13 protein-coding genes are annotated in these 11495 nt (G+C 31.2%); 5 read left to right on the forward strand and 8 right to left on the reverse strand.

All coding sequences use genetic code 11. The annotated features are described in order from the left end of the window. The first annotated feature begins 103 nt into the window (after positions 1–103). On the forward strand, positions 104–1627 hold the full coding sequence (guaA, locus tag RXO53_RS01375; RefSeq protein ID WP_410712487.1) for a glutamine-hydrolyzing GMP synthase: 1524 nt from the start codon (positions 104–106) through the stop codon (positions 1625–1627). On the opposite strand, the gene ade is transcribed toward guaA, so the two are convergent. Together ade and RXO53_RS01385 are read right to left on the reverse strand one after the other, a co-directional pair. After that, complete coding sequence (gene ade, locus RXO53_RS01380; RefSeq protein ID WP_410712488.1) at positions 1608–3407, reverse strand: adenine deaminase; 1800 nt, start codon at positions 3405–3407, stop codon at positions 1608–1610. The two genes, guaA and ade, sit on opposite strands and share 20 nt — an antisense overlap. Before the next feature lie 267 nt (positions 3408–3674). Continuing rightward, positions 3675–4508, reverse strand: coding sequence for a hypothetical protein (locus tag RXO53_RS01385; protein ID WP_410712489.1), 834 nt, complete (start codon positions 4506–4508; stop codon positions 3675–3677). Between the two features lie 245 nt (positions 4509–4753). On the opposite strand from RXO53_RS01385, the gene RXO53_RS01390 reads away from it, so the two are divergent. Next, positions 4754–5410, forward strand: a complete 657-nt coding sequence (locus tag RXO53_RS01390) for a hypothetical protein (protein WP_410712490.1) — start codon at positions 4754–4756, stop codon at positions 5408–5410. A gap of 366 nt (positions 5411–5776) precedes the next feature. Here RXO53_RS01390 and RXO53_RS01395 read toward each other — a convergent pair whose 3' ends face one another. Beyond that, entirely contained in the window at positions 5777–6151 is a 375-nt protein-coding gene (locus RXO53_RS01395; protein WP_410712491.1) for a hypothetical protein, read from the reverse strand. A gap of 64 nt (positions 6152–6215) precedes the next feature. Beyond that, entirely contained in the window at positions 6216–6473 is a 258-nt protein-coding gene (locus RXO53_RS01400; RefSeq protein WP_410712492.1) for a hypothetical protein, read from the reverse strand. Between the two features lie 183 nt (positions 6474–6656). Here RXO53_RS01400 and prs point away from each other — a divergent pair, with 183 nt between their 5' ends. Next, the gene (gene prs / locus RXO53_RS01405) at positions 6657–7553 is read left to right on the forward strand and encodes a ribose-phosphate diphosphokinase (RefSeq protein ID WP_410712493.1); all 897 of its coding nucleotides are present in this window, start codon (positions 6657–6659) and stop codon (positions 7551–7553) included. Here prs and RXO53_RS01410 read toward each other — a convergent pair. From RXO53_RS01410 to RXO53_RS01425, 4 genes are all read right to left on the reverse strand, one after another. Beyond that, a complete protein-coding gene (locus RXO53_RS01410) occupies positions 7533–8225 on the reverse strand; it encodes a phosphoribosyltransferase family protein (RefSeq protein ID WP_410712494.1) in 693 nt (230 codons plus the stop codon). The two genes, prs and RXO53_RS01410, sit on opposite strands and share 21 nt — an antisense overlap. Before the next feature lie 34 nt (positions 8226–8259). Next, positions 8260–9240: a UDP-N-acetylglucosamine--N-acetylmuramyl-(pentapeptide) pyrophosphoryl-undecaprenol N-acetylglucosamine transferase gene (locus RXO53_RS01415; protein WP_410712495.1), complete on the reverse strand. Its 981-nt coding sequence runs from the start codon at positions 9238–9240 to the stop codon at positions 8260–8262. 11 nt (positions 9241–9251) lie between these two features. Next, a complete protein-coding gene (locus tag RXO53_RS01420; protein WP_410712496.1) occupies positions 9252–10403 on the reverse strand; it encodes a PUA domain-containing protein in 1152 nt (383 codons plus the stop codon). A 114-nt stretch (positions 10404–10517) separates the two neighbouring features. Next, positions 10518–10688, reverse strand: a complete 171-nt coding sequence (locus tag RXO53_RS01425) for a hypothetical protein (protein WP_410712497.1) — start codon at positions 10686–10688, stop codon at positions 10518–10520. A gap of 24 nt (positions 10689–10712) precedes the next feature. Here RXO53_RS01425 and RXO53_RS01430 point away from each other — a divergent pair, with 24 nt between their 5' ends. Further along, a complete protein-coding gene (locus RXO53_RS01430) occupies positions 10713–11249 on the forward strand; it encodes a hypothetical protein (protein ID WP_410712498.1) in 537 nt (178 codons plus the stop codon). Between the two features lie 58 nt (positions 11250–11307). Further along, a complete protein-coding gene (locus RXO53_RS01435; protein ID WP_410712395.1) occupies positions 11308–11430 on the forward strand; it encodes a hypothetical protein in 123 nt (40 codons plus the stop codon). The last annotated feature ends 65 nt before the right edge of the window (positions 11431–11495 follow it).

Genomic DNA, 11495 nt, shown 5'->3' on the forward strand with positions numbered 1-11495 from the left:
AATTTGAGTAAATTAATAATTAGTTTAATTGGTTTTATAATTTATTAAATTATATAACCCCAAAACTTTTTAGAATAAATAAAGCATAAGGAGAGGGGTTTACATGGAATACATAGCCATCGTTGATTTAGGTTCGCAGTATACTCATTTAATACATAAGAGGTTAACTTATATTGGGGTTGAATCAATTTTAACATCAGAATTTGATGAAAGAGTTTACAACGCTAAAGCGGTTATAGTATCTGGGAGTCCGTTAAGTGCGTTAAGAGACGATATAAAAGAAATAGAAGAAAATATAAACAAAATAGTAAGCTTTGGGAAGCCTCTTTTAGGAATTTGCTTTGGACACCAATTAATTTCTTTGATGAGCGGAGGGAAAATGGTAAATAAAGCTGAATATGGAAGAACTAAAATATATTTAAAAGGAACAAATGAAATATTAAAGGGCCTCGATGATATTGAAGAGGTATGGATGAGCCATGGGGATTGTGTTATAGATCCTGGAGAGGCTGAAGTAAATGCAATCTCAGAAAGGGGTTGTATTTCAGCAATAAGATTACCCAATAAAATTGTTTATGGGGTTCAATTCCATCCAGAAGTAAGCCATACAAGAAAAGGTTCACAAATATTAATGAATTTTGCTAAAATATCTGGATTTTTAATAAATGAAATTTCTATGAAAGAGAGAGTCTCAAATTATTATGCTGAAGAATTAAACAGTATAAGAACTGTTTATAAAGGTGGAAAAGTGGTTTCTGCTGTAAGCGGGGGGATCGATTCTACAGTTGCAACATATATGGTTATGAAGGCTATTGGTTATAATAACGTTATACCTGTTTTAATAGACCATGGATTGTTTAGGGAAAACGAAGTTGATGAATCAATAAAAAATTTAAAGAAGGCCGGAATAAACCCAATTTATATAAACGCTTCAGAAGATTTTATAGCAAGGCTTGAAGGGATAGAGAGTTGCGAAGAAAGGAGGAAAATAATAGGAGAATTGTTTGCAGAGAAACTTAATAAAATAATAATGGATGAAAAGGCTTCTTATTTAATACAAGGTACGACATACCCAGATTTAATAGAAAGCGGGAAAACGAAGCATTCACAAAAAATTAAATCTCATCATAATGTAGGCGGTATTCCTAAGTGGTTTAATGTTCAACTGATAGAACCTCTTAAGGGATTATATAAGGATGAGATTAGAGAATTAGGAAACATATTAGGAATTCCTAAAGAAATACTTAGCAGGCATCCATTTCCGGGTCCAGGATTGGCAGTAAGGGTCATAGGTAAGTTTACAAGTGAAAAGCTCAATTTGCTAAGAAAGGCTGATAAAATAGTATCTGATGAGTTAAAATCTAAAGGTATATATAATGAACTATGGCAATCAGTTGTATCTATATCAGAGTCTTGGGTAGGAGTAAAAGGAGATGAGAGAGAAGAAGGATATATTATTAATATAAGGCTCATTACTAGCAATGACGGTATGACAGCAGACTATTATTTACCTCGTAATGATGTTGTTGACGAAATATCTCGCAGAATTACAAACGAAGTTAAGAAAATTACGGCAGTCTCTTTCATTACATCAACAAAACCGCCAGCTACCATTGAGCCCTGTTAATAGGGTCAATTATTTTTCCTTTCATGACATCAACAAGACCTTTATCAGTTATTCTTAATTCAGGTATAACAGGTAAAGATATAAGGCCTAATGTCATAAAGACGCTGTTAAGCGAACCTCCTGCCGCGCTTAAAGACTCCTCCAACTGTTTTAGTTCCTTATAAACTTCACCATAACTAGAGTTGTTTATTAATCCAGCTATAGGAAGCTTAACAATAGAAACAAGTTTTCCTTTATCGACATATGCAATACCACCATTTGATTCTATAACATATTTTGATGCTGTTATCATATCTTTTACATCATAACCTGCTATAATTAAATTATGCGTATCATGAGCTATTGTTTGGGCTATTGCCCCCCTTTCAATTCCCAAATTTTTAACAAAACCTTTTCCTATATTACCAGATGCGTGATGCCTATCTACAACTGCTATGTGCATTATGTTTCTTTCTATATCAGAGCTAACAAAGCCTTTCTTAACCGGTAGTTCTTCGACTACTTTCTCGGTTAAAGAACTTCCCGGTATAGCCTTTATTATGTTTGTATTAACTTCTCTTAAATCATCTTTTACCTTAATTAAAATATCTTCCTCGTTAAATCGATTTAAATTAATTGTATTGCTTGCATATTTGGGATAAATGAAGTTGTCACTTTTATTTTTAGCTATTATTTTACCATCTTTATAAACAACCTCTCCTTCTATTATAGTAGTGTTTATGTTAATTTTGTTTAAATTTTCCGAGAAAACTAGATCTGCATATCTGCCTGGAGCTATTATACCTATTTTATCATCAATATGAAGATGCTCTGCGGGATTTATTGTAACCATTTGGATTGATTTTATAGGGTCTATACCTAATTCTATTGCTCTGTTGATTAAATAATCTAAATGCCCGTTTTCTACCAAATCAACAACATTTATATCATCAGCAACAAGAATAAGCCTTCTGCTATCAATTTTATAGTTAGTTATGAGTTCGGAAAGTTCATTCAAGTTTTTCCAAGCGCTGCCCTCTCTCATAAATACATACATGCCCTTTCTTACCTTTTCTAAAGCTTCTTCTACTATTGAGGATTCATGATCACTGCTAGCACCTGCTATTAGATAACTGTCTAGTTTTTCTTTATTAAGGAGTGGTGCATGACCTTCAATAACTTTATTGCTACTTTTTGCTATTTCTATCCTTTCTAGCATTTCTTTCTCTCCTTGTAAAACGCTTTCAAAATCCATCACTTCTCCCAGTCCAATAATTTTTTCTGATTTCATCATTTCGCGTATATCATCATTATTAATTATTTTTCCTCCACTATCTAAGCCTTTATTAATGTCAACAGCTGGGACACAACTTGGAACCTCAAAATAAATTCTTGGAAGAGCATATTTGCTTTCTTCAATAAACAATTTAACTCCTTCATATCCTAAAACGTTACCTATTTCATGGGGATCGGCAATCACTGTTGTTACGCCATGAATGACTTCAAGCTTTCCAAATTCTCTAACATTTAATAGGCTTGATTCTATGTGTATATGACTTTCTATAAAACCCGGCATTACATAATTATTTCTTGCATCTATAATTTTTGTTCTATATCCAATATAATTGTTTATATCTTCCTCCTTATTTAAAACCCTTGTTATAATTCCTTTATATATTGCTATTGATGCATTTTCAATTATTTCCCCAGTAGTTACGCTAACTAAGTTTGCATTAGTAATAATTGAATCAGCCTTAATAATACCTTGAGCAGACATCATTAGTTCTTTTATATTAGGCAATATTTATCATCCTCTAGTTATTATTTACTATTAAAGAAACTTTCAGGGTAAATATACTTTTCTATAAAAAAGATACATTAGAAAGCTTAATTAGATAGGAGCTTAAACCTCATGGAAGTACTTCATCAAATTCTTAATTTTTGTGCTCTAAAGCAAAAGAAAATACTTATTTTTTAAGGAGCAAAAGAAACAATCAATAGCCAGAAGCCTTTTTAACAAAATTTAATTTCACTTTATTTATTATAAGCATGAAACTAAAGAGGTTAATCAAAATAGCCTTAAAGGATTTTCATAATTTAATGCAAGGTATAAAGTAATCAAAACGCCCCCTAATATAGAATTTAAATCTTCCCTATTCCTTTTCAATACTTTATCTTTAGACGATAGCTTATTTAGCAAATTAGGATCATTAATATCCAAATCTGAGAAGTCATTTATTTTGTACAAATCTTTTCCTATATATATGTATGATTTTATAGATGCATGTATAGCGTTTTTAGAATTAGTTATTAATTTAGATAACTTTAGCAGATTGCTATAATCTTTTATATTTATCATAAATCCTGCATCTATTTTAGATAAAACCTCAAATATATCTCCTAATGTCCTACCTTCATATTCTATATAATTTTTATTAATATTAGCCTTTTCTAACAAACTTATGTAATTTGATAAGCCCAAATCTTCTAAAGACTCTATAAATTCAACCGTATCGTTAGGCTTCCCCTTATATAACAATTTAGATAAAAAAGAGCCTATGTTATTAATTACGTTCTGCTTTAACGCTTCAGAATATCCATCTATTGAAGATAAAACAATAGCTGCTGCTGCAATACCTGGTATGGGTCTCTCGTTAATGATTTCAAAAGATTTTTTATAGGCTGTTGATATTAAATGCCCTAAACCTAATGAACCCAGATCGATATTCCCTAATGCAAGTTCCCTACCTCTTTTATGCGATTCATCAATAATGTCAAAAACTTCTATTGCCTCTATAATTCTCTCTTCAAACTCTATTTCAGGCATAAATCTATGAATTGAACCAGGCTTTATAGGCGAAGTTAAAGTTAACATTAAAGCCCTTTTTATATCTCTTATCATTAAGATTTCCCTGCTTTTTGTAGCTATTATGCTTTATAAATTTAAAGTAAACTACCTGACCTTAAGAATAAAGTTACATTATAAATGGTATAGAAAACTTTATTCTACCTTCAATTAGTTTACATACCTTTGACCCATACCTCTCATTAAGGTATGAGTTATGTTTAAAAGAGGAGCTATTTTCAGTTTGCAAAAGCGAGAAACTTATTAATTCTTAAATTCAACATATTATATTGGTGAATTAGATGAGCAACATAGAAACAAACCAAACCATAAATATCAGTGATTTAATAAATAATATAAATAATCTAGTAGATAAGATAACTAAATTAGTATTAAATTTAACTGATTCTCTCTTGATGCCTAGTATAAACACTATTAAAACCATAGTTAATTCTATATCATCTATAGATTTATTATCTCAAGATGCAGCAATGCAGGAAAAAATGAAAAATTTTGCCGAAATGCAAAAAAATGTTTTAAATTCACTTATAGATTTCTTAAATTATCTATCAAATATTGCAAGCAATATATTAAATAGCTTGATGAACTCTTTTAAGGTAGACGATTTAATAAGTTATTTTAATAAAATTTTAAATTACGTTAAAGAGTTAGGATTAAAAATCCTTAATATATTAAAACAAATATTTAATTTAAACTTACTAGATGCAATTTCAAAGTTTTTAGAAAGTTTTATAAATAACTTATCAGCAAATTTAGAAAAAATATCAAAAAGTAATGGAAGCATCTCAGATATTTTAAAATTATTGGTTGATCAAGACTTTCTAGCATTTATGAACATAATTTCTCCAATAGTAAAGGCTTTTGGTAAAGCTGTAAGATCTTATACTTTTGAGCCTGAAAAAACACAACAAGATGTAAATTCAAGCTCTCAGCAATAAATATGTGAATTAAAAGAAATTAGTGTTGTAAAATTATAAATATATTTCTGACTATTCTCTGCCCTAAAGGATTCCCTTGGGCGGTTCATATGTTTAGGATTGTATTTCTTACGACACATTGCCAGCCATTGATAAAGTTATAGTTGAAGATGTATTTTACGTGTTTATTTGAATTGTACTAAATCTTATGTTCTCCTATATTTTAAATTATAATACTTAAGAGCTCTACTAGAAGAGAAGAGGCTTGACATTCTTGTCAATACTTATCCTCTTAAAAGGATAAAATATTTTAAAATTTAATTTTTAATATAAAATTTTTAAAACATTTTAAAACATGTAATAAAAATGTTAACTATAAACAAAAAGTTAATGCCTAGCCAAACCAATTAAAATACCTATTATAAATCCCAAGAGTATTGGACCAATAGTAAATAATCCTAGGGTTAACATAAGGTTTCTAAATACAGGCTCTATACTAACTGCCTCTGTTTGTAGGGTAGATAGAGTATTGCTTAAGCTACCCCCAAAGCTCCAAACATTTAATATAACGCCTATTATAACTATAATGATAAAAGCTATTATATATTTCAAAATTTTAACTGAAACGTATCCTAGCCCTAAACCCAATAAAAATTCAATTAGTATAGTAATCAGCTCATAAGGATTATGCAAGGCATTTACAAACATTTGAGATAATGAAGCATTAGTTATTGTTATTGTTGAAAAAATATCCATTATCATTAGACTCACCACTAAATTCTAACCTCCTAACCTTAAAGGTTTTTCTAAGTTCTTAAATATTATTTTATTTTGACTGACCTCCTCTCCCGCCCTGAAGGGCAAGGCTTTCAGATGTAAAACCTATAAATTCTTTAAACAGAGAAATATAGGATAACATAAAATTAATATATCTTCCAAATATCTTGGGTCCTAAGAATAATTGATTAAATCTGATTAACTTAAAAAGCTCAGAGGAAAGTCGCTCATCACTTCTCAGGGTCGCTCCATCCTCCTCATTGCAATTATAATAATCTTTATACAGGTAAATAGCTTTATCTGGCAAAAGATTGACAAGCTTAGCCTTTATAGCCGAAAGAAGGTTACAACCGAAAGTCTCGCCCTTTAATGCAAGGAGGAGGTCAGATTTCTAATTTTTAATCTATTAAAATATTTTAGCTAAATATTTTTAAACAAATTCTAAAAGCCTTTAATAATTTATTATATATAAAAATAATTGGGGTTAGGCGTGAAAAGAAACTTGGTAATTGCTGGGACTAATGATGTTTCAAACGAAATAGCAAAATCCATAGCGAATTCCTTATCAGCTGATATATGTAATCCCATATATAAAACATTTCCAGATGGAGAAAGCTATGTAAGAATACCTTGCAACATAAAAGGGAATAGAGCTATAGTGGTTCAATCTCTTATATATCCTCAAGATAAATCTATAATAGAAACCATCTTATTGGGCGACGCCATTAAAGAACTAGGAGCTGAAGATCAAGTACTCGTTTCTCCCTATTTAGCTTATTCTAGACAAGATAGGGTATTTTTAGAAGGAGAACCAATTAGTATAAGATCTGTTTTAAATATGTTTAAAGAATATTATAACATGTTATTTACAATAGAAATACATAAAGAGGAAAGTTTAAAATATTTCGGTAAATTATCAATAAACATAAGACCATACACTTATATGGCAGAAAAGATTGGATTCAAAAATAAGAATGTAGCTGTTTTGTCTCCAGATGCAGGGGCTATAGATAGAGCAAAATCCCTTTCTTCTTATTTAAATTGCGATTACGATTATTTTATAAAGAGTAGAGATAGGGTTACAGGAGAAATAACAATGCAACCAAAAGAGTTGGACGTTAGAGGAAGAGACATCATAATAATTGATGATATTATAAGCACAGGAGGTACAATATTGAAGGCTTCTCAAATCTTGAAGAGCCAAGGAGCTGGAAAAATATATGTGATGGTATCTCATGCTATATTGTTAAATAATGCAGAAGAAAAGCTTATTTCCTCAGGCATTGAAAAGATATATGCAGCTAATACTTTACCTAAGAAGGATAAGGTTTATTATATAGACGTTGGACCTTTGATTGCAAACAATTTAGCCGCTTATCTCAATTAAAGCCTCGGAATCTTGTAAAAGCTTCCAATCTTTTCCTATACCTACTATAACTAGCATTGATTTTGGTTCTGCTCCAGCCTTTCTAATTAATTCGATTAGGGCATTTAATGTGTGCCCTCTAACACTAAAGTCATCAACTATAAGTATTTTCTTGCCTTTAGGAAGTTCCCTCTTGGGCACGTAAAAAACTGTATAAGATGCAGGCCCGCTGAAATGAATTCCGTCTATAATAGGCTCTGTAATTAAGGGTCTCTGTTTTCTAGCAATTATCATTGGCACGCCAGAGGCTATGCTAATTGATGTAGCTAAACTAATACCTCCAGTTTCAGGTGTTAATATTTTGTCAAATTCCCCATTAAACCTCTTCTTAGCATATTCAGATATTAGTAAAAGAGCATCAGGGTTCCAAGTTACACCGCTTATATCATAAAATCCGTTATATATCTTAATGGCAGTAGCAACGATATTTGATATTACTTGTTTCGATAATAAGGCATTTAATATTTCCTTCGCATTTCCTTCGGAAGGTAATGTATATTCTGTAGAATATCTTGAAATCATAGATAATGGCAAACCTGTTAATTCTGATACCTTTGATAGGGACAAAAATTTCCTGGCAGATCTTAAAATTTTTACTGCTCTTAACCTTTCATCATAGTTTTGCTGCGGCAATTATAAGCCCCTCTATATAATTAATGTTTAAACCTTATAACATTGAATAAACAATCTTTGCAAGTTCCAATGCTCCGTCATTATAGCTATTAGGGACAAGGTACTTAACTTTTTCAACAGCGTTTATTAATGATTCTTCGTTGACTTTATCGGGAGGCAAATAATATGCATTTAACTTTTTTGCCATAATTTCTGATTCCTTTAATCTGGTTTCATTTTGCATCCATTTCCATTCTATATTTGGAGAAAGTATTGTAGGTTTTTTATATTTTAATGAGCTCTCAATAGCTGTCCTTCCAAAGTGTGTTATAACAATTTTTGCTTTCGCTATATATTTTTCTAGTTCTGGATCAAATTGGAAAACTTTCCATTCAGGATGAGCTTTCATATAAGGCTTTGGGTCAACCTTGCCTGTTTGCAATACAATATTTTCTAAATTGGTTTTAGATAAAGAATCAAAAAGCTTCTTATATCCATAACTCCCAGCGCTAACCAAAATATATCCTTCATCCTTAATTTCGTATTTTAACTTACCTAAAAAAGGGCCAACAACCTTGCCTTTTTTATTAAATTTTAATTGCTCTTCCCATTGAAATGCTATCAACTTTGATATTTTTCCTAAAGTCTTAATCGTTCTGCTTGGCTCCAGAAACCTCTCTGTTGACTCAAAAACTACTATATCTGAACCTTTTAACCATAAAGCAATACCCGATGATATGCTATGATTACTCCCACTTGCTACAACTATTTTATATCCTTTATTAACTCTAATTAAGGACTTTATAATTGCTATAGGCGCTCTCAAAATGCCTAAATACAAAGGTTCGCTTGGGTCTAAAAATTTAGGAGTTTCTGAAATAACTTTTCCATAGTTTTTTACCGAATTCCTTGTCCATTCGTCTTTTTCAGGTATTATGAAATCTACATCGATACCCAAATCGATCATGTGTTCAGCCAATGCTATGCTATGCCCAGTATGTCCCCCTCCGCTTGCTATTACCAATACTTTCTTCATATCCATCTCCTTTAACCACTTTTTATAAGCTTTGAAATAAAAAATCCAGGATAGCCTCTATCCGGCGTAAACCTTATCCCATAATCATTTTTTAATGCATCACTCTTCACTTTTATTTCTTCAACATCAAATCCCATACTCATTGCATACCTTATATTTGCCTCATTTTCACTATAAGTTAGTGTACATGTAGAATAAATTAAAGTTCCTCCATGTTTTAATAATCTGAAAGCTTCATTTATAAACTGCTTTTGATATTTAGTTAAAACTATCATATCCCTTAAAGTTTTTTGATCATATAGTTTTGGTATAACGCCTAAATTTGTACAGGGGGGATCGACTAAAACAAGGTCTGCCTTCTCATTTATGTTAAGCTCTTGGCTAGCATATCTAGAATCCCCTCCTATAATTTCTACCCAATCATAGCCAAGCCTATTAATTTTTTCTTTTAGATCTTTTACCTTACTCGGCCTGTCTATTGCTATTATCCTAGAATTCCTACCAAATTTTTGTGCTATTACCCCCAGCTTACCTCCCGGAGCTGCATTCATATCTATAATAAGGGGTTTATAGAATTCGTTTGGATCAATTATTTCTCCAATTAAAATACTTGGTATGCTTTGCGAATATATATAACCCTCATTAAATCCCGGTAGTTCCCTTATTTTAGGTGATCTGTAAACTGATTCTTCAACAATTACAGCTAGCCCATTTTTAAGTTTGTATATATCATCATAATCTATTGCTGACGTACCTGATGCAAGAGGTATATTGTTTTTGCTAAAAATTGTCACTTTATCTCCTTTTTTTATTTTATCTGTTTTAAGTATACCGGGTATATATAAGTTACTACCCAAATATACAGATTCCGACGCGTATTTGTTTACATAAACTTTTTTATCATGTATAGGTATTTCGTAGGGTCCGTTTATGGGAGCCCATATAGCGTAGTCAATGATTTCATCTTCATAAAAATTTATGTTATTTTCTTTCAGTATCTTTAAGTAATCCTTTTTATTAATTTTTAATGTATTTATCCTTAAATAAAACCTTTTAGGCGGTTTTGTTAAAAGGTTAACTATTTTGCATGAATTGCCAAATATCGAATCCAGTTCTTCCAGTAAGCCTATATTATAATTTAAAGTTTCACTGCAGTTTTTCATTTTTAATCCTCTACTCTATTATATAAAAACGAAATAAATATTATTAAATCCCATTAAAAGTTCACTTATAATTATAAGAATGCTTTATATACCTATTTCATATATATACCTATTTCATATATATACATAGTAAAGAAACCAAGTTCCATCATTTAATACTACGCTTACTAAATTATTTATGCCTAAGTTAATTGAAGCGACCTTGTTACCTTTAGGTGATTCAACTTGTATTTTCTTCCTCTCTCCTCTCAAAATTGCTCTTCTTTCCCGTTTTAGTTTTCTCAACACCTACTTCAAATAAGAAATGTTATGGTAGCGAACTTAGCAGGTTTACCTTCAGTAGCTACAGTGTTTACCCTATATTTAGGGGTTATTTATTTTGCCGAAGAGCCTTCTCCATATGGCTTAGGTCTATCTGTAGTAAATGCTGCTTTATCATTGCTGCCTGCAACATTAGCAATGATAATAATTGCCCCAATAGTTGGTTTAGCAGTAAGTTCTTTAGGGCCAACATCAGTTCTTATATACGGCTCAATAGTTTCTTTAGCTAGCTTCTCTTCATTCTTATATGATAGGGGAGGGGTTATTCCTTTAATAATAGATTCTTTTATTACAGGTATAGGTATTATATCAATAATGACACCGATAGTTAACATGATAGCAATTTCTATGCCGCAAGATAGCCTTACTGTAGGCCTTGGGTTTAATACTATGGTAAGGTTTTTAGGCTCATCAATAGCCCCTGTTATGACTGCTAACCTCATGACTACATATGTTTCATATGCATTATATTACATTCCAAAATTAGGTATTTCTTTCTTTACAAATGAAAGCCTCGCCCTTTAGGGCGGGGATGAGAAAAGCTTATAAGGCTATTTCCTTATTAGTTATCTTGTGGTAAGTAGTGGTAAAACTTAAATGCCCTAGGTGTGGGTATGTATGGGACTACAAGGGCAAAAAGCAATATTATGCAACATGCCCAAATTGCATGAGAAAAGTCAATATAGCCAAATACAAGGTTGAGTAAGCATGTCTATGGGCAATGAGGGTTTACTAACCTTAACAGTTAATGTAAAGGTTAGCCCTGAGCCC

The sequence above is a fragment of the Caldisphaera sp. genome (assembly GCF_046536515.1).
GTDB lineage: Archaea > Thermoproteota > Thermoprotei_A > Sulfolobales > Acidilobaceae > Caldisphaera.